Annotated in this window: 25 protein-coding genes; 16 read left to right on the top strand and 9 right to left on the bottom strand. The window is 61.0% G+C overall.

The features are described from left to right. The first annotated feature begins 110 nt into the window (after nucleotides 1–110). On the top strand, nucleotides 111–761 hold the full coding sequence (locus tag FHT76_RS08405) for a 3'-5' exonuclease (protein ID WP_259185370.1): 651 nt from the start codon (nucleotides 111–113) through the stop codon (nucleotides 759–761). 63 nt (nucleotides 762–824) lie between these two features. Then, on the top strand, nucleotides 825–1,079 hold the full coding sequence (locus tag FHT76_RS08400; RefSeq protein ID WP_259185369.1) for a hypothetical protein: 255 nt from the start codon (nucleotides 825–827) through the stop codon (nucleotides 1,077–1,079). A 37-nt stretch (nucleotides 1,080–1,116) separates the two neighbouring features. Here the strand turns inward: FHT76_RS08400 and FHT76_RS08395 are convergent, their stop codons facing one another. Further along, a complete protein-coding gene (locus tag FHT76_RS08395; RefSeq protein ID WP_259185368.1) occupies nucleotides 1,117–1,893 on the bottom strand; it encodes a metallophosphoesterase in 777 nt (258 codons plus the stop codon). Nucleotides 1,894–2,200: 307 nt separating this feature from the next. Between FHT76_RS08395 and FHT76_RS08390 the strand changes: the two genes are divergently transcribed. The 3 genes from FHT76_RS08390 (at nucleotide 2,201) to FHT76_RS08380 (ending at nucleotide 4,205) form a co-directional block, all read left to right on the top strand. After that, nucleotides 2,201–2,416, top strand: coding sequence for a hypothetical protein (locus FHT76_RS08390; protein WP_259185367.1), 216 nt, complete (start codon nucleotides 2,201–2,203; stop codon nucleotides 2,414–2,416). A 9-nt stretch (nucleotides 2,417–2,425) separates the two neighbouring features. Then, the gene (locus FHT76_RS08385) at nucleotides 2,426–2,710 is read left to right on the top strand and encodes a hypothetical protein (RefSeq protein WP_259185366.1); all 285 of its coding nucleotides are present in this window, start codon (nucleotides 2,426–2,428) and stop codon (nucleotides 2,708–2,710) included. A 64-nt stretch (nucleotides 2,711–2,774) separates the two neighbouring features. Further along, nucleotides 2,775–4,205, top strand: a complete 1,431-nt coding sequence (locus FHT76_RS08380) for a PcfJ domain-containing protein (protein ID WP_259185365.1) — start codon at nucleotides 2,775–2,777, stop codon at nucleotides 4,203–4,205. Here the strand turns inward: FHT76_RS08380 and FHT76_RS08375 are convergent. Beyond that, a complete protein-coding gene (locus tag FHT76_RS08375; RefSeq protein WP_259185364.1) occupies nucleotides 4,202–4,987 on the bottom strand; it encodes an ADP-ribosylglycohydrolase family protein in 786 nt (261 codons plus the stop codon). The genes FHT76_RS08380 and FHT76_RS08375 overlap by 4 nt on opposite strands. Nucleotides 4,988–5,044: 57 nt before the next feature. Continuing rightward, nucleotides 5,045–5,224: a hypothetical protein gene (locus tag FHT76_RS08370; RefSeq protein ID WP_259185363.1), complete on the bottom strand. Its 180-nt coding sequence runs from the start codon at nucleotides 5,222–5,224 to the stop codon at nucleotides 5,045–5,047. A gap of 161 nt (nucleotides 5,225–5,385) precedes the next feature. Here FHT76_RS08370 and pncA point away from each other — a divergent pair, with 161 nt between their 5' ends. Continuing rightward, complete coding sequence (gene pncA, locus FHT76_RS08365) at nucleotides 5,386–6,009, top strand: bifunctional nicotinamidase/pyrazinamidase (RefSeq protein ID WP_259185362.1); 624 nt, start codon at nucleotides 5,386–5,388, stop codon at nucleotides 6,007–6,009. Further along, the gene (locus FHT76_RS08360; RefSeq protein WP_259185361.1) at nucleotides 6,006–6,365 is read left to right on the top strand and encodes a hypothetical protein; all 360 of its coding nucleotides are present in this window, start codon (nucleotides 6,006–6,008) and stop codon (nucleotides 6,363–6,365) included. Before pncA ends, FHT76_RS08360 begins: the two co-directional genes overlap by 4 nt. A gap of 70 nt (nucleotides 6,366–6,435) precedes the next feature. On the opposite strand, the gene FHT76_RS08355 is transcribed toward FHT76_RS08360, so the two are convergent. The 5 genes from FHT76_RS08355 to FHT76_RS08335 form a co-directional block, all read right to left on the bottom strand. After that, on the bottom strand, nucleotides 6,436–7,188 hold the full coding sequence (locus FHT76_RS08355) for an aminoacyl--tRNA ligase-related protein (protein ID WP_259185360.1): 753 nt from the start codon (nucleotides 7,186–7,188) through the stop codon (nucleotides 6,436–6,438). Nucleotides 7,189–7,425: 237 nt separating this feature from the next. Further along, on the bottom strand, nucleotides 7,426–8,628 hold the full coding sequence (locus FHT76_RS08350) for a hypothetical protein (protein WP_259185359.1): 1,203 nt from the start codon (nucleotides 8,626–8,628) through the stop codon (nucleotides 7,426–7,428). A gap of 69 nt (nucleotides 8,629–8,697) precedes the next feature. Next, nucleotides 8,698–9,954, bottom strand: a complete 1,257-nt coding sequence (locus tag FHT76_RS08345; protein ID WP_259185358.1) for a hypothetical protein — start codon at nucleotides 9,952–9,954, stop codon at nucleotides 8,698–8,700. A 69-nt stretch (nucleotides 9,955–10,023) separates the two neighbouring features. Next, nucleotides 10,024–10,449, bottom strand: a complete 426-nt coding sequence (locus FHT76_RS08340; RefSeq protein WP_259185357.1) for a hypothetical protein — start codon at nucleotides 10,447–10,449, stop codon at nucleotides 10,024–10,026. 150 nt (nucleotides 10,450–10,599) lie between these two features. Then, on the bottom strand, nucleotides 10,600–11,640 hold the full coding sequence (locus FHT76_RS08335) for a hypothetical protein (protein WP_259185355.1): 1,041 nt from the start codon (nucleotides 11,638–11,640) through the stop codon (nucleotides 10,600–10,602). A 126-nt stretch (nucleotides 11,641–11,766) separates the two neighbouring features. Between FHT76_RS08335 and FHT76_RS08330 the strand changes: the two genes are divergently transcribed. Together FHT76_RS08330 and FHT76_RS08325 are read left to right on the top strand one after the other, a co-directional pair. Further along, complete coding sequence (locus FHT76_RS08330) at nucleotides 11,767–12,177, top strand: hypothetical protein (RefSeq protein WP_259185353.1); 411 nt, start codon at nucleotides 11,767–11,769, stop codon at nucleotides 12,175–12,177. Between the two features lie 80 nt (nucleotides 12,178–12,257). Continuing rightward, complete coding sequence (locus FHT76_RS08325) at nucleotides 12,258–12,998, top strand: DsbA family protein (RefSeq protein ID WP_259185352.1); 741 nt, start codon at nucleotides 12,258–12,260, stop codon at nucleotides 12,996–12,998. 109 nt (nucleotides 12,999–13,107) lie between these two features. On the opposite strand, the gene FHT76_RS08320 is transcribed toward FHT76_RS08325, so the two are convergent. After that, on the bottom strand, nucleotides 13,108–13,848 hold the full coding sequence (locus FHT76_RS08320) for a triacylglycerol lipase (protein ID WP_259185351.1): 741 nt from the start codon (nucleotides 13,846–13,848) through the stop codon (nucleotides 13,108–13,110). A 742-nt stretch (nucleotides 13,849–14,590) separates the two neighbouring features. Between FHT76_RS08320 and FHT76_RS08315 the strand changes: the two genes are divergently transcribed. From FHT76_RS08315 to FHT76_RS08285, 7 genes are all read left to right on the top strand, one after another. Then, on the top strand, nucleotides 14,591–15,376 hold the full coding sequence (locus FHT76_RS08315) for a hypothetical protein (protein WP_259185350.1): 786 nt from the start codon (nucleotides 14,591–14,593) through the stop codon (nucleotides 15,374–15,376). Beyond that, complete coding sequence (locus FHT76_RS08310) at nucleotides 15,373–16,653, top strand: hypothetical protein (protein ID WP_259185349.1); 1,281 nt, start codon at nucleotides 15,373–15,375, stop codon at nucleotides 16,651–16,653. The genes FHT76_RS08315 and FHT76_RS08310 overlap by 4 nt, the downstream gene beginning before the upstream one ends. 37 nt (nucleotides 16,654–16,690) lie before the next feature. After that, nucleotides 16,691–19,810: a virulence factor SrfB gene (locus FHT76_RS08305; RefSeq protein ID WP_259185348.1), complete on the top strand. Its 3,120-nt coding sequence runs from the start codon at nucleotides 16,691–16,693 to the stop codon at nucleotides 19,808–19,810. Between the two features lie 9 nt (nucleotides 19,811–19,819). Then, nucleotides 19,820–22,498, top strand: a complete 2,679-nt coding sequence (locus tag FHT76_RS08300) for a putative virulence factor (protein WP_259185347.1) — start codon at nucleotides 19,820–19,822, stop codon at nucleotides 22,496–22,498. Continuing rightward, nucleotides 22,498–23,508, top strand: a complete 1,011-nt coding sequence (locus FHT76_RS08295) for a hypothetical protein (protein WP_259185346.1) — start codon at nucleotides 22,498–22,500, stop codon at nucleotides 23,506–23,508. Before FHT76_RS08300 ends, FHT76_RS08295 begins: the two co-directional genes overlap by 1 nt. Nucleotides 23,509–23,608: 100 nt before the next feature. Beyond that, nucleotides 23,609–24,352: a PAN domain-containing protein gene (locus FHT76_RS08290; RefSeq protein ID WP_259185345.1), complete on the top strand. Its 744-nt coding sequence runs from the start codon at nucleotides 23,609–23,611 to the stop codon at nucleotides 24,350–24,352. 39 nt (nucleotides 24,353–24,391) lie between these two features. Continuing rightward, complete coding sequence (locus FHT76_RS08285; RefSeq protein WP_259185344.1) at nucleotides 24,392–25,273, top strand: PAN domain-containing protein; 882 nt, start codon at nucleotides 24,392–24,394, stop codon at nucleotides 25,271–25,273.

Below are 25,273 nucleotides of genomic sequence, written 5' to 3'. Positions count from 1 at the left end.
TTGGGTTAGAGCCTAAGGCGACGAAGCGGATCGTGTCAACGAGGTCTACAAAAAGGTTGACGATGTGCGGTAATCGCGACAGCCTCTGTTTAAATCAAGGGAGCATTCCGATGCAGTTCATGGACCTCAACCAGTTTCAGATGGTCGACACCGAGACCAAGGGCAACGAGCCGGGAAGCGGCATTCTCGTCATCGGGGCTGTCCGTTTCGACCCGTTCATGCCGTGGCCGGAGGAAGGCCAGCCGATCGCCGTCAAGGACCAGTTCCACGTCCGCATCGATCCGGAGAGCAACAACCGCTACGGCCTCGCCGAAGACCCAAAGACGATGAAGTTCTGGCGGGAGGACGCGTCTCCTGAGGCGAGAGAGGAAGCCTGGGGTGGCACCGTCGACCTCAAGAAGGCGCTCGAGATGTACAGCGAATGGTGCTTCGACACCTTCGGTACCGACGCCCGCGGCTGCGCCGACGTCAACACCTATTGCCATGGCGCGGAATACGACAAGCCGATGATTTCCTGGGCGATGAACCGTCTGGGCGTCAGGAACCCGTTCCCTTACAACCGCACGCGTTCGACCCGCAACATCTACGAGCTGGCCGGCATCGAATACAAGGGCGTCAAGCATCAGGCGGTACTGGACTGCTACGACCAGTGCGCGGCACTTTGCCGCTCGCATGACATCATCGGTTTCTCGCGTCTCGCGAACCGCCTGCCGGGCTGGATGCTGCCATATGAAGGACTTGGCTTCCCGATCCGTCTCTGACCCAGTTGAAGTTGATGCGCCCGCCGCTTAGGTATTGTCGGGAAACGGAACAGGGAACCGACAATGCTGATCTACGGGCGCATCAAGGACACAGGCGAAGGCATCGCCTCGTCGGTGAAGGGCATAGAGAAGGGTCCTTGGTTCGAAAAGAAGGAAGACGCCACCGCACGCGCGGGCGAAGTCCTGGTGACGGCCGAACTCGAGCATGGATGGGCGGACTGGATCGCGACACGTCATGCCTTCAATCCATCCGAGCCTACGTCCGAAATCAAATTGTTCCCCGGCGCGAAGTTCGAAGTCATATCCGTCGAGCGATAAGGCATTCACCTTGCGTGGGCGCTTAACGGTCGACCGTTCAGGCCGCGAGCGCGAACGAACGGTCGACGCAGGTTCCAAGACCGCGATCAAGGCGAACGGGTTCCACGGCGACGACCTTGCGCCCGGAGCCGTCGGTCTGCATGAAGCGCAGATCGCCGTTCTCAACCGCACATGCCGTCAGACGGCCGCTCAGATAGGCCCCCGTGTCGATAGAGACGCGGTTTTCCGTGACCACAGGCAAATCGCCGACGACCGAATGGCCGTGGATCACCACCTGCTCGAGGTGGCCGACGTGGTCAAGGAACGGCTTTCGCGTCCACATCAGGTCGCGGTCACGCTGGTCGCGGAACGACTTCGCCGGATCGACGCCGGCATGCGCGAACAGGAAGCCGCCTCGGGAAAGCGAGGTCGGGGCATCCGCCATCAGGCGGACGTGGTCGCCGTTCAGCGTTCGCATCATCTCGAAGCCGATCTCGCGATCGTGGTGGTAGCTTTCCAGCGTCTCGCCGCCGCCGTTTTCCAACCAGTTCTCGACCGCCGTTTCGTCGGGCTCGTCGGCCATCAAAACGGCCGTCGCGAGGTCCTCGTGGTTGCCCTTGAGGCAGACGCTGCCTTCGTGGGTCATGAGAATTTCCGAAACGACATCGAGGCAGTCGCGGCTCGTCGGGCCGCGGTCTATTATGTCGCCGATGAAGACGAAGCGCGATGCGGCACCCCGGGCGGCGGCATCCGAAAGGCATGCCACGACGAGAGGCATCAGGAGGTCTACACGGCCGTGGACGTCTGCGATCGCGTAGTCGATGGTCCTGCGCATGTCGGCCTCTCCTTCGTTGTTGAAGTCTTTTATTTCCGTCCGCGACGGTTGTCAACACATCGGCATCGAATCCCATTGAAAATAACGACTCCGGAGTCTTCTTTTTTGCTCACGAAGATCGTTGACGAAGAGTGAATATCGGGGCGTAATTATATTGTCGGCGACAGTAATAGACGCCGTAAACAGAGGTAATTCATGTTTCGAAAGACACTAGCCGGAGCGGCGTGGCCGCTCTCCGGACAGGATACCCTTATGCCCGGCGATGGGATAGCCATCGCCGCCTTCTCGATCAGCGGGAGGGACTGATTTGTTTCAGCTTATTGTAGCGTTCATTGCCATCGCATTGTTCGCCGCGCTGACGATGGCCGGAACCTTTTACGGTGGCGAGGCCTTCACGCGCGCCCAGGAAAAAGCGGAGGCCGCCGCCAGGTTGAAGAACGGCGGCATCGAACGGACCGACACGACGATCAGGTCTTCTGTTTCCGTCGCGCCCGCCGGTTGGGTCGTCACCGACTCGTACTGAGGAAAGCGCATGAAGCAGATCATCGCTCCCCTCGTCATATTCGCGGTCGGCGGATTTCTCGCTCTCAAGGCGGTCGATCTCGGCAACTCGGTCGCCACGGAGGGTATGGCGGCTCTCAACGCCAAGTACCAAGGGAAGTGCGTTCCCTTGGCCGATGGAACGCGCGGCACCATCCTCGGCATACGGTCGAAGACGATCCGTCTGGCCGTCACCGACGCCAAGGGCACAGAGAGGGTGCTCAACGTGAAACGTGTTCCACTGGACAATATGATCGTGCCCTGCCAAACCAAGTGAAGCGGCGGCATTGTCAAATGCTCCTCCCGGCGCGAAGCTCGGCTGAGCAAACGGAAAAACGACGTTGTCCAAGACGAACCACGAAGCAATCAGCGACTATCTATGCGGCCTCGATCCGGACGCCCGGGTTCAGCTGCTTCTCGCCTATTGCCTCGGCCGACTTTTCATCAAGGAAGACGGCAGGGGCGGAGACTGGCGGGCGCTGGCCAATTCCGTGGACGGTCGCCACATCGCGGACTGGCTGCGGGCCGCGGTCACCAACGGCGAACCTTGGCTTGGCAACGTGGACGAACACGGACGGCCGAAAAAACTGATGAAGTTCGGCAAGGTCGACCAGGTGGCCGCGGAAGCCGACAAGGCGATGGCCAAAGCCAACCAGTTGAAGATTGCCCATGTCGCCGATGGCAACGAGGAGTTCGTCATGGAACTCGGCAACGGCCTTTACGTGGTCCGCCTCCTGACGCCCGAAGCCCTCGACTACGAATCCTCGATGATGCAGCACTGCGTCGGCAACGGAGGCTACGACCAGGCTATCGCAAGCGGAGAGCGACAGGTCTTCTCGGTGCGCGGCGTGACGGGAAAACCGCATGTGACGATCGACATCGACACCGCCAGCGGATGGGTGGTCGAGATCAAGGGAAAACAGAACCAGTTCCCAAATTCGGTGTACACCGAGGCTCTCGCCCCCTTCTTCAGGTCGAGGCCGGGAATAAAGTTTCTGCGGACCTCGGGACTGATCCTGGACCAGCATCACAGGGTCGTTCACGTGCGCTCCCTTCCCGACGGAACGGTCGTCGACGGCGACCTGCGGATCAGCGGCGGAGACGAGCTGGTCCTCCCGAAGAACCTCACGGTGGAGGGCGATGTCGAGATCACCTTCGTCAAGAAGATCACTCTTCCGGAGACACTGTCGGTCGGCGGAACGCTTATGATAGAGTCAGCCCACCTCGAGGGCAGGATCGAACAGTTGACGGTTGGCGGATGGTCGACCTTCTTCGCGGACGTGACCCACGACAAGCCTTCATTCCTCGGCACCGTATCGGTCGAGCATCTCGGCTTCGACAATGCCGCGATTGAAGAACTGCCGACGATGAAGGTCGAATCCCTGTCGATCGACAATTGCGCGATATCCGATCTTTCGTCGCTGTCTTCACACGAAGGGCTGAAGGAACTTCGCCTGAACAACCTTCCGAACGTAACGGAAATCCCGGCGATCCGGCCAGTCGGCAAGCTGGAACTCCACGAGATGCCCATGCGTGATTACCCCGTGCTGCCGGACGTCGAGGACATCACGTTCAGCAAGATGCATATCGGCAAACTGCCGGAAAACCTGACAGTGCCGGGAATGCTCACGTTCAACTGCTGCAAGATGGAAGAGCTTCCGCGCGGCCTGTCGGTCGGAAACATCGCGTTCATCTCGACGCAGGCCCCGGAATTCCCGGAAGACATGGTTGTCAGAGCCGCACGGCCTGCCGGTCGGACCGCTGCCGTCTAACGGCGTGCTTTGGAAAGCCTGATCGTTGCCAGACGCCCTTCGATCTCGAGGAGATGCGGCGTCAAAGTCGCCAGGCAACGTTCGCTCATCTCGGTCGGGACATCGAACAGGGTCTCGGCTATCGCGCCTGCGATCAAGGCCTGTGTGTCGGCGTCTCCCCCGAGCGACACGGCGTTGCGGATGGCGTCCTCGAAGGACGTGGCGTCCAAAGCGCAGACGATGGCCTCTGGGACGCTCTTGGCGCAGTGGACCATGAAGCGCTTGTAGGTCGGCCGGATACCTTCCACGGTGCGATCGAGGTCGTATCCCGTCAGTGCCGCCACTTCACGGCGGATGTCCGTCTTGGTACCGCCTTCGATCCCCACTCGAACCGCGCAGACGACAGCCTGCGCGCCCTTGATGGCTTCGGGATGGGAATGGGTGGGCATGGCGCTTTCCCTCGCCATTTCGAGGGCTTCCTTCATGTCCCTTGCGATCCAGGCGAGGCTTCCGGAGCGCATGGCCGATCCGTTCGCCCAGGAGTCGCCCTGCACCCTCGCCTCGTTGGCGACCCAAGCCTCGAAACCCTTGGCGAACCCGACGTGCGCATAGCGCTTGCCGAACTCGACGAGCGTGTCCCAGAAGGAAAGTCCGTTCATCGCTGCGTGGGCGACGGCGAGGTAAAGGATCGTGTCGTCGGAGAACCGCATCCCCGGCGTGAAGAGTTCGAAGTCCTTTGTCCTGACCGGATGGTCGAACTCGTATGGACGCCCGATGACGTCTCCGATTATTGCTCCGCTCACAGACGATCTCCTGGCAACAGGAGCATTGTCACCTGCGAATGGATGGATTGGAAGACCTTACGCAGGCGTATTGGCGATCACCATTAGCTTGGCGGCCAGCACGACCAAGCCGACAGACGCAAGATAGAAAGCGAGGCTCAGGTTCTTTCGCGCGGCCTCGGCGGTGACGACCGCAAACCCCATGGAGGCGATACCGGACACGAGAGAAGCGGCGGCGGCTACGTAGAACGGGGTCATTGTTATCTCCTTGCATTACCCGCAGATGATGCCACGCATACGGCACGCCGGCAAATGGAAGACTTCGGCGTGGAGGTGGAGATTTTCGTTGACGCGAGGGCTCGGATTTCCTATGTGGAGTCATGAAATAGTTCTTTGCCTGATGGCAGGAAGGATCGGAAATGAAGGCTCTTCTCCTCGTCGATATCCAGAACGGTTTTTGCCCGGGCGGCAACCTGGCGGTCGCTGGCGGCCACGAAATCGTCCCGATCGCCAACGCGCTGATCGCCAGCGGCAAATACGACCTCGTCGTCGCCTCGCAGGACTGGCATCCGGCCGACCACGGCAGCTTCGCCTCGCAGCACGACGGCAAGAACGCCTTCGAAATGGGTACGCTCGGCGGACAACCGCAGATGATGTGGCCCGACCACTGCGTTCAGGGGACGGCGGATGCCGAACTCCACCCCGACCTGGCCGCCGACGCCATCCACTTCGTCCAGCGCAAGGGGGAAAACCCGCTGGTCGACAGCTACTCTGCCTTCAGGGACAACGCCGGCGACGCGCTGACGGGCCTCGACTCCTATCTCCGCGACAAGGGCGTCACCGAACTGGACGTCCTGGGCCTCGCGACCGATTACTGCGTGCGCTTCTCGGTCGAGGACGCCGTCGCGTTCCTGCCGGGCGTCAAGGTCCGCTTCGTGGAAGACGCGAGCCGCGGCATCACCGCCGAAGGCATCGAGCAGGCCGTCGCCTCGATGCGCGCCAAGGGCGTCGAGGTGGTCAACAGCACGGACATCCTGCGGTGAAAGCATCCGCGACCCCGACCGATCTCGCGTTCACGACGGCGGCGGGAGCGGTCGGCATTGAAGGTTCCTACGATCCCCTGAAAGCCGCCGTGCTGAAAGGGGTCGTGCGTGTCGATTTCACCGCCGCGCTCGCAGGTTCCGAGGGCGATCCGACGGATCGGCTGCGGGCGACCGAGAGGCAGATCGCCGCAGAGGTCCTCCATCGGCTGAGCGTCTACGAGGCGCTGGTCGCCGAGCGCGACAGCCTGCTCGAGAAGTTGGGCAAGCGGGCAAGTCGTCCAACGAGCAGCGGATACAGCACGGCAGAAATCATGTTCGCCGAGAATTTCCCCGTTCATCCGAACACTGACGGCTAGGACCGCAACGGCGCGCAGCCTGCACAAAAGATGATGCCCCGGAACGTCGATACGATCCGGGGCAGTTCTGTTAGAGGCGGCTGGCCGCAATCGCCCTGTTGTAGAGGCAGCGGTCGAGACCGATGGCGATCTCGAGGACGAGGACGTCGTATTCACGCGTTTCCTTGTTCTTGTTGACCGAGCGGTACTTGATAGGGAAGTCAGTCCGCTTGGAGATCGAGCAGACCTCCATCCATTTGTCGCCGTTGTCGACTTCGATATCCATCGTCACAGCCGAGTAAGCGGGCAATCGGTCCGACGGCACGATACGGGTCGGGAGATTGACTATCTGCGCGATCATGTTGCGGACGGGTTCCAGAGACTTGGAATGGTAGTCGTTACCCGTGTCGGCTGTGAACGCGCACTGGAACTCCAGCTGCCAGAACTCCTTGAGCCGGACATGCTTGGTGGGCTGTTCCTGCTCGCGGCGGTAGGAGCGGCCGGCCTGCCAGACGCAGAGAGGCAGCGTCGTTTTGGTGTGGTTTTCCAGGAGATGACGCATGTAGACGTAGGTCGACGGCGTCGTCTCTGGCCGGAGGACGAGTTCGGTCTCAGTTGGCGAGATGCGCTGCTGAACCCAGATGTCCTCGTCCGTGTAGGCATCGGAGACGAGCGCACGCGGCATCAGGGTCGGAGCCTCGATCCTCCGCATGTCCCATGCTGTGTTGGCGGAGCGCAGGAAATGGCGGACTTCATCGGAGAAGAACCGGATCATGTCATCGCGCATGGAGATGTCGCGCTCTTCCCAATGGACGAGCGAATTCACGTTGTAGATATTGAGCACTGGCCTGGTTTCCTTTGATGGCCTTCATTCGTGGTTCTTGGCTTTACGTCCGGCCGCATCGCGGCACGCGAACGGGCCACGAACTCACGACCGGACGCGGAAACCTCGTCCCGTGAATGCGCGCGACGGAGCGATCCGCAGGGCGCGGACTTCAAGGCTCGGGTCGTGGGCGTTCGTTTTGCTCATGGATTGAGGAAATACCGGAAGGTGTGATCCCGTCAAGCCTCAATTCTCACGTCACGGTTCCATCTTGCGCGCGGCAGGCAACACGGCGATCGGCATCGCGTCCCGCCGCAGGTCGAGGAACTCAAGCGCGCTCCGAAGAGACGAAATGCTTCGGTGTGTATTGGGATTCAGGATTTCATCCCTCTGTAAAGTTGCCGCGAGCCGCTTTGTGGCCAGATCGAGTATCTCGTCATCGGGCCGATCCGTCGCCTGGACGAGAGCGCGCAGGGTGCGTTCCGGTTCACCGATTTCATCGAGGCGGGCCGCCAGCGCGTCCCGGCCGGTGACGTTGGAGTAGGACAGCCCCGCGATGTCGTTCGCGACCGCATCGGCTAATCCGAGAGCGAAAACAGACAGACGGTATGTCTCCTCCTTGAGGAAATCGGCCGAGAGCGAGGAAGGATCGATGACCGTTGCGCCTACCGTGTAGTTGCTATCCTTCCATTCCCTCGCATAGCCGAGCTGTTCTGCCAGTTCGACGGCGCGCTCACGTTCGTTCAACGAGAAATACCGCTCGTCGAGCGCAGCCGAACCTTCACCGAGTTGCGGCACGCCGCGGCTGTCCAGAGGACGACCGCCGCCGAGCCGTTCTTCCATGAACTTCATCCGATCAATGGCCATAGTCCGTGTCTCGGGAGGCCGCAGGCCCATCCTGTAGCAGGGTTCGAAGCTTCGAACGTGGACGATGCCGTCGACGATGGCGATGTTCTCCATGAACTCGCCGAACCGCCGCGACCATGTGCCGAGTTCATCGTCCCTGGCCACCATGCCGACCTGTGGTGCTTTGTCGAAGGCTTTCAGCTGCGCTGTTAGTCCCTTGGGGTCGCGCCGGGACAGGGCGCGGTCGACGTAGGCGACATTTCCGAAACCTGTGCTAGCTTCGTTCGAGAGGTCTATAGCGGCGCTCTCCACAAGGGTCATGAACGCGCCGAAGTCGAAGACCGAGCTTCGGCCAACCAAGCTGCGCGCCATGTCGCTTTCCGGTTCCAGTGCCTGAGCGCGCATGTAGCTCATCTCCTTGTAGAGATGGTCGCCGATGCGGCGGTAAGTCGTATCGCCCCTACCGTGGTGAAGGATCGCCGCCGTCTGGGCGTCTCCGGACGCGTAGTCGGCAACGTCGACGGTCGAAGTGACCCGAACCATCATGAACGCCGGATGGCCGGAATCGCGTTGTCTTCGGCTGACGATGGCCGGATGTTGCATCTGAATGCGCATGAAAAGGCGGTCTCCGCTGGTCAGGCCGATTAGACCGCGCGGCCATGCAGAAGGCAAACGATCCGAATCCTATCGTTGTCCAGGCATGGCTTGTTGCCGGAGGTGCGTCACCGGTTGGTCGCGAAGTGCGTCGAGAGCTGACTCGTAGGTCAGCGCGTAGGGAAGCTGAGCGAGTCCGATGTCGACATCAGGTGCGTATTCTCGAAATTCCACGACCGCTTTTGAGACCGCGTCGGCGATCGCCAACTCGCCGATCTCGAGAGCGACGAGCTGGCGAAGCGAGAGGTCACCCGTTCGCACGGTTTCGGGGAGGTCAAGAGAAGCAGCGCCGAACGCTGTCCACATCTCCTCGAATCCTCGAGGGAGCGGCGCGCGGCCACGGGCGACGGCGGACATGGATGCACGACCCGCTTCGGAGGCTGCTGTCAGCGTGGCGGATAGCTTGCGCCCTGCCTCGACACTCGACGACAACCCGATCTCACAGGCCCTCGCGACAATCTCGTCGATCAGACGGTTTTCCCAATCCTCGTGACGGCGATCCGAGTCAAGAAGGGCGAGCGTCTCGTAAGCCATGACGGCGGCTTGACGGCCGTCCAAATGGGGGTCTGGGAATAGCAGGGAGACGGCATCGACCGGTGAAATTCCGTCTGCGATTGCAGCATCCGCCCGCACGAGAGATTCCTCGACATTGCGTTCGCGGACAGTTCGAAGGAAGGAGCGCGCCATGAAGCCGACATCGGCCCACTTGCGGGTCTTCCGTTCGCTCCATCTGGGTGGGCGAGTTGCTTCGCGGACCTCTTTGAGAAAGTCCTCGACCGTCGACAGTCCTACTTCCCTGCCGACCTCAGACAGGACGAAGTCGACCACCTCGGACTGCGTAGAGACACCGAGGAGCCGCAAGAGCGTCGGAACCACGGCGTGCGCCAGAACGTGATGCGGACCGCCGACGACTTGCAAATAGTGAAGGTATGCAATGAGGCGCGCGCCGACAGCGCTGTGATGGGACCCTTGTCGTCCGGCGGCGGTCGATACCGTCGATCCCCTGATCCAGTCGTTGCCACGCAATGCCTCCGCCAGGTCGCCGGTCTCCTGAAGACGTTCGAAGGCCTTCTCCATGCAAAAGGTGTTTTGGGCCCGGCTCAACGGTGTTTCCTGTCGATCCTGTTTCGACTCCTCGTCCCGCGGCGACAACGGCTCACTGATGGCCACACCGCCTTCGAACAGCACGACAGGGATGTAGACGAGGACATCCGCGCCTTCACGGTCGATCGCCGCGATCGATGTGGACCGTCTGGCCGTGGAGAGGAAGTCTTCGAAGCTAAGCATGGGTAATCCCCGAGTCCAACGTTGCTACCTAGCAGGATAGTCGGCCTGCAGCAAAACGCCGATGGCTGATCAAGCGAGACGCTTCTCCGCCACGAGAAGCGCTTCTCGGAAAAGTGCGGCCTCCTCCAGGAACTTGTCAGCCTTTCCGGCGTAGTGGTCCTGCGCCTCGATGTAGAGATCGTGCCACGGAGCGAAACGCCCGATGTCGGCGACGATAGGTCCGCCATGCGCGCCCATGGGAAGAATGTCGATGGCGACACGACGGTCGCCGACTCCGGCGGTCAGCCAGGAGTGGCACGTCCCCTTCCGAGCGAAGAAGCCGTCCTTCACTTCGTATGGGAGGCCGAGATGATCGCGGAAGCCACGGGTCGCGGCATGACACGACCAAAGATCGTCGCCGTTGTCGGGCATCGCAGCCAACAACGTCCGCATTCGGACGAGATGCGCCTCCATTTCCCGGTCGATGCAGCCGTAGAATTCGACGGCGCTTCTCATGCCGATTTCTCCAAGATCACCTTCAGTACATCGCGCATCGCATTCTCCCGTTCAGAGGCCGAAAACAAGTCCCCGGTCCTATGGCGACGCGAGAACGAAGTCTTCTAATCTGAATTTTTACGTCTTGCAATGCCAGACGCCAACAAGAGGTCACGCCGGAAAGCGTCCGATCTCCAAATCAATGGAAGGTTCCAGAGTCGCCGCGTACCGTAGCGCGACCACGGGAATGCGGAACCGTTCGTGCAGCGGATGAACTCCGGCCATGAAATCGGAAGCCTCTTCGAGAATATCCTCGATAAGGGTGGCTCCGGTGCCTGCGAGGTAATCCTGGAAACGGTCGCGGATATCGAGGAACCGTACGACGCGCTCCCGGTCCCAACGCCAGGCATCCTGGCCGACAAGCGCGAGGAACGCCTCGACGCTGCGGCGCATCGCGTTGCGCTCCTCGTCGAACGTGAATGCGTCAGGAATGATGATTTCGAGGGCACGGGATTTCACCTTGAGGCGTTCTCGACCGTCCGGCTCGCGGTAGCCTTCCCACCGATCGACCCTGTCGATCCTGTGCGCCGCAAAGTGGGGAGGCGCTCCGAATGAGTTGAAGGTCGGCTCGGTCGTTACGATCTTCCGGTGGATTTCGGGCCAGGCAATCAGCGGATCGTCGGCGTAGTTCACCAGCACCGGCTCATGACAGCGCTGCCATACACGGCCGTCTATGACGAGAATGCCTTCCAGATGGGTTTCGGCTTTACGCCTTGCTTCGGCCCCGTTGTCGCCGAGATCGAATTCCACTCCAGACTGTTTCGGAGGCTTGGAATTCGGTTTGCCTTGGAACGCATTGACGATTGCCGCATTGCTGCCGCCGCAATTGGCCATGAGCTGAATTGTCGCGCCGGGGCCGCTAGGATCGACCAGCTTGTCGGCGGACATGACCTTATCGCCTCTCCTCATCCAATCCCCGCCTTCGTAAGCGGCCGGCCGATAGAACTGACCGGCGTTGTATCGAACTTCGACGCCGTTCCACCTGTCGGTGCCGTGGTCGCATTCCTGCCATCTCGCGGCCAGCGGCGCTTCGCGGGAAGACACCTCGCGGAGATCGGCCTCGATCCAGTCGTACAGGTTCCGTGTCGAGATTTTCTTTCCGCCGACGTTAAAATACTCATGGGAGTAGGCGAACGGCAGACGTACTTGCATGGGGTGTCCTCGGAAAGTCGATGAATAAATGGTCGCCCGTCGGCGCAGTCGCCGCAAGTAAACCGCGGCATTTTGCGCGGGCATCGATCCGGAGTAACGTGCTCCAAGAAGGCAGGACAGCGAGCGATGAAGCGAACGAGATTGGAAGACACGGAAGTGGGACATGCAGTCCTCTTTCCCGACTACTGGCGCGGCAAGAAGGCGATCTGCGTCCTCGTCGGAACGGGCGGCGGTCCGGAAGGCGAAAGCGTCAGGATCGTCGGGACACCGCACCGAAAAGGCGGATTCACCGTGTCCTATGTCCGCAGCTACGAAGGTGAGAGCGGCAACGCCAGGCGGGCTTACGAATTTCTCGCGCGGCATTTCGGGCAACCGTTGAAGGCGACCGAGATCACCAGCGAGGAGGGTGTCGGCTTTCATCGGCACCTCCTGCTCGAGGGGGTGCTGGCGGCGATCTCCGTCGAAAGGCAAGGATACGATCCGGAGACCGGGGAGCCGGAAGATGTAGCGCCGCCGGCCCTTCCGCCGAAGCCATGATCACGCTTTTGTTGCCGCCATGGCCTTGAACGCCCTGCGCATCGAAGTCAGCATTTACATAAATGCAAATGGAGACTCCGGTGAGTACGAAGACCAAGAACACCAAGGAACTCGCGCTGGCGCGTGTCGCGGCTGAAAAGAAGAAACGCAGGCGAAAGAACATCGTCCTGTCGGCAGTCGCGGCGGTGGTCGTCATCGGCCTCGGATATGCCGCCGGACGCTATATCACGACCCCGTTGGAGGCGACGGCGACGGCCAACTGGGACACGGCAAAGGTCTATCCGACCGACATCGCATTCGGCGATCCCAAGGCACCCGTGCGCATCACCGAGTACGGCTCGCTCACCTGCGTTCACTGCTCTCAGTTCCATCGCGAGGCTTTGCCCGATTTCCTCAGGAACTACGTCGACACCGGCAAGGCTTACCTGGTCTTCCGCCACTTCCCCTATGACGCATCGGGCCTCGCGGGGGCGCAGGCGGTTTCGTGTCTTCCCGCCGCGGATCGAGCGCGCGCCGTGGCAACGCTCATGGACAAGCAACAAAGCTGGATTTTCTACGACAAGGCCGGACTTGCAGCCCTCGACCTTTTCGGTCTTTCCGTCGAAGAGCGCCAGAAGGCAGGGGCATGCGTCGAAAACCAGGTCCACGCCAAGGCCATCGGCGAGGTCGTGATGGAGGCGCAGAAGAACGGCATCAGCAGCACGCCCACTTTCGTCATCGGTGACAAGGTCTACCCGGGATTCATGGGCGCGACCGCGCTTGGTCGTCTGGTCGATGCGGCGGCGGACGCGCAGAACCCGCAGGTTGCCGTAGGCAAATGACCTGCTCGATGGCGGTCGGGTGAAATCTCGACCGCCATTCCGGCGAGGCCTCAATGCCGCCCTTCATCGACGAGGGTCAGACCGAAGGCAGGGGGAATGACGACCGAGGTCAAACCAGGTCCTTGAGGACCTCGCGCCAGCGGTCGCGCTTTCCGCCTGCCCCAAGTGGCGACCAACTCCATACATCCCGGTCCTCGATCACCTTCGCGCTGTGACTGAACGCGCCCTTGCGGAGAAACGCCAGGGTCTCCGTCCATACCTTGGGGTTGTGGGGCAGCATCGTGTGACTGCTGTCGACGACCAGATGGTCGGCCGCGCAGGCGAGCTTCGTACTGTCGACGGACACCTTGCCGTCCGAAGGCTTGCCGATGAGACGGCCCATGATCGAGTAGCTGCTGGAATCGCCGGCGATGATCCCGAGATCAAAGCCGTCGTTCGCGAAAATCGCCGCGAATTCCTTCTGGTCGGTCACGAGCTGCTGGCCAGCCGGGCCATAAAGATAGCGGAAGGGAAGGAAGGTCTTGAGGAAATCCGCGACCTCGCTGCCATGGTTCGGCGTTCCGATCATGACGACCTTGCCGAGGTTGAGCGGAACCCTGTTGCGGAGGAAGGCCCGGATGACGAGCCCGCCCATGGAAAACCCGACAAGGTGGAGCTTCCCGTCCACCGAAGCCCCATGTGCCTCGATGCGTTCCGCGACCATCTCGGCGATCTCCTCGATCGGATAACTGGTCGACGGGTAGTCCAGGTTGAGAACGGAGTAGCCTTCCTCTTCCAGAAAGCGACAAAGGGGAAGCATGGTGAAGGCGGGCTGAAAAATGCCGTGAAGAACGACGACGGCGTCTGTCATGCGAAAATCCCCGTCGATATACCGAATGATCCATAGCGGGCGTGCTGGTGGCGGAGAAGCTCGGTGAGTGGCGTCATGAGGTCTTCGTTTGTCCTTGTTCGTCCTAGTAAGTTAGGCCTGGAAACCGCCGGAGGTAAACCGGAGTTGGGTGATTTTCCGAACGTGGGTGTGACACCGGTGTTTCCGAGAACCACAGCGAACCCGTCAGGACGTCGTGAGCGGCGACGGAACAGGGTGTCGCAGAAACTGCGGCAAGACGCATGCGCGTTGCCTTGACATACCAGCGAACTTCGACGAGGCGGCCAAGATATTTCGTCTGCCGGCCGCCCGCGGACATCTGCCAACAAAGAAACGGGCAAATGATCCGCTTGGGCTCGACAATAAACGCCAGTCTCGACTGCGGACATGATCCGTGACCCGTCCGGTTAGGCCAAGACTTCGGACCGGAGAGCCAAGTCATTGGACAGAGAATTCAACAAAGTTAACCATCAGTTAACATACGCCCAACGTGGTCATTGCCAAGTAACTCGACCCTTGGTAGATCAGCAGTTGGAATTGACCGATATCGTATGTTTGTTGGTATGGCGGGGGCCAAATGCCAAAAGCTGGCAACGTTCATTTTATTGGATCGACTAAGGTTAGGTCGTCGGAACTTCTTTCCGTTGACGGAAATTCCCTTTGGTCTGGGTGCGACGCGACGTTCGCGGCCATAGACAGACTATGTGGCGACGGCGTTTCGCGCTTGTTCGCTGACCCGAACGTCAAGAGGCAGGACGGCAGCGACATCCTGAACGTCGCCTGGTTCGGAAGCTTCGACGACGACGCTGTCGAGCTGGATGCCACGGACCCGGCGAGGAACGCCCGCCTTCGAGATCAACTCGTTCACAGTTTAGCGGCGCTGAGGCCCGCACTCTCCGACCCGAAAATCGGCGATGTCGTCGCGGGAATGCTAAATCTTTACGACCACCGGTCCATCATGGCGGTCGGAGAGCAGGTCGTGCTCGTGAACTGGGGAGCGCTCCCCGTCGCCGCGACCGCTTCGGAAGCCGCCTTCGCCAAACACACAGACGGCACCATCGGGCGTTTCCTGCAAGGCGACCAGTCTCCCCGTATACCGGGCAAGCCATGGACGGCCCGCGGCTTGATCGAAGCGCCGCGCCGCGAGTTCGAATCCCCTCTGAGAACGCAGACCCCCGCCCAAGGCGCGGGGGTGGCGACCAAGACGGCCGAGACGATCCAGGTCCGTCGTCCCGCAAGGCTATGGCCTCCTGCCCTGCTGGCCGCGTTGTTCGCGCTGATCCTCGTCTATCTCCTGGTGCCGGGAAACCTGATCTACGAGAAGGAAGAGGCTCCCGACCCGACAGCCCTTGCCGCGCTCGAGACCTCCAACGGGGAACTCACCAAGAAGCTGACCATGTTCACGACGGAACTCGACAAGGAAGCGTGTGCCATTGACAGGACCCTTGTCGGGCTGCCTCCGCTTGCCGACGGCGCGACACCAGCCGCCGCTGGAGGCGCAAACCCATGAGCCAGAGGATCACCACCACAAGCCTCATCGGGCTGCGCGAAATAGGAACGCCTGCCGAGCGAGCGCTGCCTCGTGTCGACGAGGTGATGCGCCGGGCGCTGCAAGGCAGGGTCAACATTGTTCTTGCCGAGCCGATCCCGCGCTCGGACGGTCAGGGCATCGACTGGTACACGGAACATGACGAGCCGTTGACCCGACTGAACTCGCTCCCGCCCGAGCAGGCCGACTATTACAGGAGCCGCCTGCGGGCCGATATCGCGACCATGGCCGCCGTCACGGCGGACTACGAGGCACGCGGCGACAAGGCGTCCCGAGCGACGGCCGGTGCCCTGCGCGCCGCAATGACATATCCGGGCGACGATCACGTATGGCTCGCCGGAGACGTCGTATCGGGCAAGGCCGACATCATCCTGACGTCCTGGGGATACGACATGAATGTCGATACCCCGCTTCTTCCCTTGGAAATCAAGAAGCCAGGAGAACAAAAGAGGGAGCCGGGTGGCGATGATCCGGACACACCCAAAGTGCCTGAGGTGGTTCATCCCACTTCAAGGGACTGGGGGCGCTACGTTTCTTCGTTCCTATGGCTTCTCGCGTTTCTGCTTCCTCTCGTGATCGGATGGATTCTCATACCTGCGTGTGGTGTCCGGCTTCCGTTTACCGACCGATTCGTCTTCGGGAAGGGTGACGGCCTCTATTGCAGGCAGCTTCCAAATCCGCAGCTGGTCGCAGGCAGAGGCGAAGCCGAGCGGTTGACCACCCAGGTCGCCGACGTCACAGAAAAGGTACGGACGAAAATCGCGCAGTGCGTTCCACCAGCGCCGGTCGTGCAGCAGGGCGAAGACGCAGAACGGCTCAAAGACATCGCGGACGTAGACCCCATCGACCCGAACGAGAACAGCGTCAGCCTCACCTGGAACAACAGGAACGATCTCGACCTGTATATCGTGTGTCCCGACGGCAACCGCGTTCCGCTTGGCGGCAGCGGCTGCGGGTTCAAGCATGAGGTCGATATGAACATGGGCGGGTCGAATCTCGTATCCGATCCCGTCGAGTATATCCGCCAGCAGAGCGATCACCTCATGCCCGGCACCTACAAGGTAGAGGTCGTCTACTTTTCGAAGAACGACCCAAGTCCCGATGCGACGGATTTCGTGGTAACGCTGCGGCAGGACGGGCGGATGCGCAAGATACCCGGCTCCACGTCCAGCAGAGTTCCTCCCGATCCACGCGATCAGAAGGAAGTAATTCAAATTACGGAGTTTACGGTCCGGTGAGTATCAGTGGAAAAACAGGCCTTTCGGGAGTAACGCAATGCTGACAAACCTTGCCGACTTCAGCGAAGGCCTGACGCTCGTACCCGACAGCGGAATCCAGTTCGTGGAGCTGGGTTTCGATTTCGACTCGTCCCCGCGCCTGTCGCGGCCGTTTATCGAGCGCCGCTATCCGAACGAACTCGACGCCAACGGCAAGCCGGCCGTGCGCCTCCTCATGGACTGGAAGGACGAGGACCCGACGACCACCGTCTACACAAAGCACGCGGACGATGTCTCGAGCTACGAGATCAACAAGCAGCTTGCACTGAACACGTTCATGAACCGCTGGGTGCCGATGCCGTTCTTCCGCATCGAATCCGGCCGTGACGCTTTGGGCAACGAGATTTATGCTCCAGGGCCGACTGATTGGGTGCGCGCACGGGTCACCGAGACCCGCAAGGCATATGGTGACAAGGCCGGGAGTCATCGCATCATCCTCGCCTTCGACACCTCCCTCATCCCGCGCAAACCCAACAGGGCTTATTTAGCGCCGTCGCAGGAGGATGCGGGCCGCTCGGAATCCTTCCGCCTGATGAACCGCCGGGACGACATCGTTTCGTTCCTGTCGATGCGCAAGGAGATTCCCGGACAGGGCGAAGTCGACCTCCAGAAGTGGGTCGACGACTGGTTGGGAGACATCTTCCTCAAGGTGAAGAAGGCCGAGAAACGCGGGCGCGAGCTTCACGAGGACGACATCCCCTATCGCCACGAACATCTGGCCCGCTACATCACCTTCGTCCAGCTGATCGCGACGGTCGTCAAGCTCGGAAAGATAACGCTCATCGACACGACGAGCGAGGACGCTCCGCAGCCGATCGACGTCGACCTCGTTCTGGATATCGGCAACTCCCGCTCCTGCGGCCTGCTCATCCAGTCGTTCCCAGACGATTCCAACGTCGACCTGAACAACTCGCTGGTGATGGAACTGCGCGACCTTTCCCGGCCGGAACTGGTCTACCGCGATCCGTTCGAAAGCCAGTGCGAACTGATCTCCCCCGAATTCGGCGCGGAGGATATCGCGAGGCGCTCGGGACGCTCGCAGGCCTTCTTCTGGCCGAGCTTACTTCGCATCGGCCCGGAGGCGTCGCGGTTCCGCGGCGAGTCCGAGGGCAACGAGGCGGCGACGGGCATTTCCTCCCCCAAGCGATACCTCTGGAGTTCCGATCCGGTCGTACAGCCGTGGAAGTTCAGGACAACCACCGCCCACGGCCACGCGGGAAGCGTCCCGTTGGTCGAACGGTCGATCTACAGGTTCGTGAACGACCGGGGAGACGTGCTTGAGCAGGTCGAGAACGACAAACGCAAGTTCAAGCTCAAGATCATGGAGAACGAGCTTCAGACCGCCAGCAAGTTCTCCTTCTCCAAGTCGTCGTTCTTCTCCTTCATGCTCGCGGAGGTGATCGCGCAGGCGATGTCGATGATGAACAATCCGGGCGTCCGGGGAGAGCGGAAGCTTAAGGACACGCCGCGCCGTCTGCGCAGGATCATCATGACCATCCCCTCGGCCACCCCCGTTCAGGAGCAGAGGATTCTGAAGTCGAGGGCGGAGGCGGCGGTCAAGCTGGTCTGGTCCCTCGCCGGTTGGGGAGAAGACCAACGGACCATCAACGCCCAGCGCCCGGAGGTCCATTGCTCCTGGGACGAGGCAAGCTCTGTCCACCTCGTCTATCTCTACGGCGAGGCGGTCCACAAGCTCGGCGGATCGATCAAGACCCTGTTCGAAATGCTCGGCAAGGACCGCACGCGTCCGACCACGCTGCCTGCGGCCAAGGCGAACAAGGGACAACCCGAACACAGCCTGCGTATCGCGAGCGTCGATGTCGGCGGCGGTACGACCGACCTGATGGTAACCACCTACTACCAGACCGACAACATCGCGATCTATCCGGACCAGAACTTCCGCGAAGGCTTCCGCATCGCCGGCGACGACCTGCTCAAGACGGTCATCGAACGGCTCGTCATTCCTCGTCTGGAGGAAGGTCTCTTGGAGGCTGGCCTGCCGTCCGCCCGAAACTTCCTGAAGGACCGTTTCGCGGGCGACAACCCGACCATGTCCGAGCAGGAGAAGCACCTGCGGCGGCAGTTCGTTCTTCAGGTCCTGCAACCGATCGCCATCGGAATTCTCGGTGAATGCGAAGAGATGCAGCTCAACTCCCGCCAGACGACGATCATGAAGGTGTCGGAGTTCTTCGATCGCCGAGACGCGGCGGAAGGGGCCGAAATCCAGGTCGAAGAGCGGATTCTCGGCTACCTCAAGGACAAGGCGGTCAGTCTCGGGTCGGAGCCGTTCAAGATCGCGGACTTCGACATCCATATCGATCCCGCAGTGGTCGACGACTGCGTGCTGGCGACCTTCGACAGCGTGTTCGACAACATCGCCGAAGCCGTGAACCATCTCGACGCCGATGTCGTGCTGTTGACGGGACGGCCCATGCGTCTGCCGCAGATGATCAGCCTCTTCACGAACAAGCTGGCCGTCAGGCCGGACGCGATCATCCCGATCAGGGACTACCGCGTCGGAACCTGGTATCCGTTCCGAGGCGTCAGCAACACCCACATCGACGATCCCAAGACCACCGCCGTGGTCGGAGCGATGTTGTGCGCCCTGTCGGACAGCCAGATCACCAACTTCACGCTCTACTCGCAATATCTGCGGATGCGCTCCACGGCCCGTTACATCGGCATCCTCCAGAACGGCACCGCGCTGTCCGACGAGAAGCTCCTGTTCAGCGACGTCAACCTCGACGAACAGGACAAGACCGACGAGACGGCGTTCGATTTCCACGGGCCGATCAGGATCGGTTTCAGGCAGCTCCCGTTGGAACGCTGGGTGGCGACGCCTCTGTACAAGTTGACGCTTAGCCAGTCGCGGTCGGCGCGCAACATCCAGAAGCCGATCAAGGTGACGATAGCGAGGAATACGAGGGACGCCGACGAGGACGAGACAGACGAAACGGCCCTCCTGTCGAGCGAACTGACCCGCGAGGAGTTCGTGATCGAGGACGCGGAGGACGCCTCGGGTGCGCCGGTCAAACGGCTGATGGAATTGAAACTGGACACGCTGGCGAACGAGACCGGCGACTACTGGCTCGATTCCGGAATTCTCTCAATTCAATAGGTGTAGTCGATGCAGACCGATTTGAAAAAAATGTGCGGCAACGCGCTCGAGCTGGGACAACAGAGCCTCGCGTGGATCACCGATCCCGCCAACGCCGAGCGTGTAGGCACATCCCGCAAGTTCGCGGAGCAGCATCTGCGGAAGTCGATCATCGCCAGCCGGAAGAACCTCGAGGCCGTCGACCGTCCGATGTGCGTCGGCGTGTTCGGCCCGAGCCAGGCAGGCAAGTCATATCTCGTCTCGGTGCTGGCGAGGAGCAAGGACACGCCGCTGATGGCGCGGTTCGGCGATCTCGGAAGGGATGTCGATTTCATCCGCGAGATCAATCCGGGCGGCGACCGCGAATCCACCGGTCTCGTTACGAGGTTCTCGATCAACCAAGAGCCGAGCCCAGCCGGATCGCCCGTCGTCCTGCGGATGCTGAGCGCGGCGGATGTCGCCAAGGTCCTCGGCAACAGCTTCTTCTTCGACGGAGACCAGAAGAAGCGGCCGCCGCTGAAGTCCGAGACGGTTCTCGCGGTTCTCGACGCGGCTAGGAAGCGTATCGGCCCGAAGAACCCCGGCGTGACCGAAGAGGACATGTGGGACATCCAGGACTACTTCGAAAAGCAGTTCTCCGGCCTTTCCTATATCGAAACCCTGTCGGCTTACTGGGAAGAGGCATCGGAACTTGCTCCGATGCTGTCCGTGCGCGATCAGGCCGCGCTCTTCTCCATTCTCTGGGGCGGCGTCGAGCAGTTCACCAGCCTCTACGTCGAACTCGTTTCGGCACTCGAAAAGATCGGTTATCCGAAGGTGGCGTATTGCCCCATCGATGCCCTGATCCCGAGGGAGAAGAGCATCATCGACGTTGCGACCCTGCAGGGGCTCGGACAATCCGACGGTGACGGTCTGGCAATCCGCTCGATGAGCGGTCAAAACGTCACCCTTCCTCGCGCGGTGATCACGGCGCTCGCCGCCGAGCTGCGCATATCGATCACGGAGAAGCCTTGGCCTTTCTTCGACCATACAGACCTCCTCGACTTCCCGGGCGCTAGAAGCCGCCAGAAGGTCGACTTCGAGACGTTTTTCGAGGACAGCCAGGAAGGCCTTCAGGGTCTCTTCCGCCGCGGCAAGGTCGCCTTCCTGTTCGACCGCTATGTCGCGGAACAGGAAATCTCCAGCATCCTGCTCTGCATCAAGCCGTCCAACCAGGAAGTCGTCGAGCTTCCGGACATGATCGACCGCTGGATTCAGGTGACGCACGGAGCGACGCCGCAGGACCGCTTGCGGGCGACCACGGCCCTCTTCCTGATCCTCACCATGATGGACCAGCATTTCACCGAAAAGGCGGGCGACGAGGGCAACGATCCGGCCGACAGGTTCAAGGCCCGCATGGGTGCGTCGCTTACTGGCTTTTTCGGGAAGGCGCACAGATGGCCGTTCGAATGGACGCCTGGAAAATCGTTCGACAACACCTACTGGCTGCGCAACCCGAACTTCAAATCCGAGTTCCTGATCAAGTACGACGGTAACGAAGAAGTGGCGATCCTCCCCGACAAGGTGGACAAGGTCGCGATGTTGCGTGCGGCCTACCTTACCGTGGACGAGGTGCAACAGCACTTCCGCGATCCGGAAAAGGCGTTCGACGAGGCTCTTCGGCTAAACGACGGTGGCGTCACCTATCTCGCCGAAAACCTCGCTGTCGCTTGCAAGCCGGACATGAAGTTCAACCAGATCAGGGAGCGTGTTTCCTCCGTCGCCCAGGAAATACGGCGCGTGGTGTCGCCGTATTTCGTCGAGAGCGACATCAGCAAACGCCTCGAGGAACGCGAGGAAGTTTCCGGGAAAATCCTCTCGGGGCTTTCGCAGTCATGGGACCAGGGCCGCTTCGGCAGCGCGATCAAGCTTTTGCAGATTTCCCAGAACGGCATTTCGGAACACCTCCATATCAGCTATGGGCGGCGGTCACGCGCGGCCGCGGATGCCGAGTCGGTGGCGGGGAAAAACGGCAAGCCGGCGTTACCGGGTAAGCCGACCCTGCCAGGCAAGCCAAAGCTTCCAGGAGCGAAGGCAGAGCCTGCGATGGCGGCCAGCGTTTCCTCGCCGTCCGTATCGTCCAAGTCCATGGCGAGGGAGACCTATCTCGCGAAGGCCGCGGTCGGCCACTGGACGGAAAACCTTTTGGCCTTGCTGCGCAACGACGAAGCGCTGAACACCATGGCCCTCGACGTGGAAACCGCGGGTGAACTCGTCTCCGAGCTGATTGCCGGCGCACGGCGTTGCGATCTCGAAAAAAGCATTGCCATCGACCTCGAAAAGCTCGCAGGAAACGCCATCGAACGCACCGACATCCTGCTCGAGAAGGCAGGGTTCTTCGCGACCAGCCACATCAACCGTTTCGCCAGCACGCTCGGCTTTGACGCCGTGCCAGAGGACCAACGGCCGAAGGCACCTGACGGGACCGAGGACGGGATGATCACGGTGTTCGCGAAACGTCCGAACAATGCAAACTGCGACGGTCTCAAGCAGGAGCGCAGCAACTTCGCCTACCTGTCGCTTTCGGAGTGGATGTACGCCTTCCACCAGATGGTCATCGACAACGTCATGTCGGGCGAGGGCTTCACGGTCAACGTGGAGCAGAACGAGCGCCTTAGGACGATCATGACCGGACTGGAAAACCCAGGCGCAGCAATGGGAGCCTCGTGATGAGAAGGGTTTCAGTCGATGTGGCGGAGGATGACAGCACCTACGGCGGCTATGCCTTCGTCACGTTCCGCACCGCGCTCCCCGATGGTCCAATCCGGCTCGAGGTGTTCAGCAAGGTCGCGACCGACAAGCCCTATCTCGGAAAGGCGGGTTGGCAAGCGGGTTCGACGGCGGTCGACGTTGAACTGGTATCGCACGCGCCGGACAAGACCGTCATTCGCGTTGGGCCTGCGATCTGCGACAAGATCGGGTTCAGCACGCCCATCAAACTCTCAATCGCAGGGGCCGACGTTTACGGGGACGTCTACTGGCCGTCGATCGCCGTAAGCCCGACGGGATGGGGTGGCGGATCGATCGCGGGTGGGGTCGTTGAGGAGCCGCCCACGCCACCTACGCCACCTACTCCGCCTACGCCTCAACCTCCTGAGCCGCCACCCCCGCCACCACCACAACCACCGAGACCACCAGTTCTGCCGCCTCCCCCACCGGTGAAGGCGAAAAGCAGGATGTGGGTCTATCTCCTTTTGCTGGTGCTGATCGTCGGGGGAATGTTCGGCGGACTGTACGCATATCATTGGAACAAGACGCACCCGGATGCGCCGGAGGAAGCCGCCGTTCCGACCCCGCCTCCGGAATCGATGGCCGACAAGCTGGCCCGTCTGAAGCGCGAAGACCGGACCGGGAACGACCTTCTGGCGCTCAACGACGAGGCTTTCCAGGCGGGAGACCGCGCGGTCGCGCAGCAGGCCCTCGATGCTGCGATCGAGCTGGGCAACGACGAGGCCAAGCTCCGTCTGGCCCGCTGGTACGATCCGAGTTCGTTCGATCCGCAGCGTGTTCCGGCGAAGGACGCCAACAAGGCTGCCAGAACCTATTTCGAACTCGGGATGGGCGGAAATCAGGAAGCGCGCACGCGTCTGGCGGCGATCTGCCAAGCCGGCCGGGGCGGCGGTTCCGACTACCAAGGCTTCTTTGAAACGACCTACTGCCAGGGAAGTCTCGACCCATGAATGATACCCTGTGTCGACAGTCTGCGCCGGCAGCCCAGAACTTTCCGGGTGCGAGCCGTATCAGCAGAAAATCAATGATCACGGATTTGAGAGAAAACCCATGACACGCGTGGCGGAACAAATAATCGAGGGGCTGAAAATGCAGCGGTTCTGGAAAATGATGGTGGCGGCAATGGTTTTATCGGCTTCGGCCGTCACTGCCGTCGAGGCTCAGGAGAGCGAGTTCTTCAAGTATCCCGACACGGTCATCAACGGGGTGGACAGCGCGCAACTCCCCAAGAGCCTCGATGAATGCCGCAAGATTTGCACTTCCCGTTCCGGATGCGCCGGCTTCGACTACGCCGAGAAAGGGAACAAGTGCCGTATGTTCATGAGCGTAGGATCGGCGAAGGAATCCATCGGCTCGGTCGCGGAGACGCGAGCCCTGATTTCCGGATACAAGGAGCCATCGAACCCGCCGTTCGCAACCCGCTTCGAAAAGCTGAAGCAATCGGACGAACGGGGCGATCAACTACTGGCGCTTGGTCGGGAGGCGTTCGAACACGGAAACCGCACGATCGGTTCGCAGGCGATCAACCTCGCCGCCGAACGCAAGAACCAGGACGCGATCATCGAAATCGCGAAGTGGTACGACCCGAGGACTTATGCGGCGGACAAGGTCGCAGGCGTTGACGCAAACAAGGCGGCCCGTTCGTATTTCGAGCTGGCGATGCAGGGGAATGCCCAAGCCGACAGCCTCCTGACCTCTCTTTGCCGCGAAGCCAACGATTCCGGTTCGACCTATTCCAGCTCCTTCGGAAGCTTCCTCGGGAGCACGTATTGCGAGGGGTCCATCAACCCGTAAGCGGGTTGGACGACGGGGCTGATGATGGGTGTGCGTAGCGTGAGTACGAAGATGAGACTGGTTGGTTTGGCGGTCGCCGCTGTGTGGGCCGCATGCGCAAGCGTGCCGGCGATGGGGCAGAGCGTGCAGCAACCGACCATCCTCGAGTACCCGCAAACCTCGCTTAAAGGGTTCGTAAGCGCGGAAATTCCCAAGGGACAATCAGACTGCCGCAAGATTTGCGAGGAGCGTTCCGGTTGCGCCGGCTTCGACTTCTCTTCCGTCAGGAACATGTGCAGGCTGTACGCCGCCGTGCAGGGCGCTCAGTCCGATCCCTCGTTCTTCTCCGGTACCCGGAACCGAATTCCGAACTACAGCGATCCGGTCAACATCGCCCCGCCTCCGGAACAGGAGCAGTGGCACTACGCCCGCTACTCGAACGTCGACCTCTTCGGCGGCGACATCGTTGCCAAGGGCATCGAAATGTTCGATCCGAGCCAGTGCGAGGCGCGTTGCGACCAGGACAGGTCATGCAGGGCCTTCACGTTCAACCGCGAGCAGAACCGCTGCTTCCTGAAAAGCGGGTATCAGTTCGTGCAATCGGCAAACGGCGTCCTGTCGGGTCTCTACTTCCGCGCCAAGCCGTCCGAAGCGAGGATGGACCTCAACGCCGAATGGGAACTTTTCCTCAAGAGCGATCTACCGGGCAACGACCTCGGGGAAAGCGGCGCGCGCACATATCCGCAATGCATGCAGAGCTGCGAAGCGAACCGGAGCTGCTCGGGGTTCACCTGGGTCTACTTCACCAGGCAGGACCACTGCTACCTGAAAATGGGCCAAGGCCTCTATCCGCAGAGGAACGACAGAGGTGTTGTTTCCGCCCGCAAGACCACCCTCAGCATCACACCTGATTTCATCCGCCCCGTGACGAGCAGGGACTAG

This window comes from Rhizobium sp. BK176 (assembly GCF_024808055.1).
Note: the sequence above shows the minus strand (reverse complement) of the source record. Positions and strands in the feature narration are given on the sequence as shown.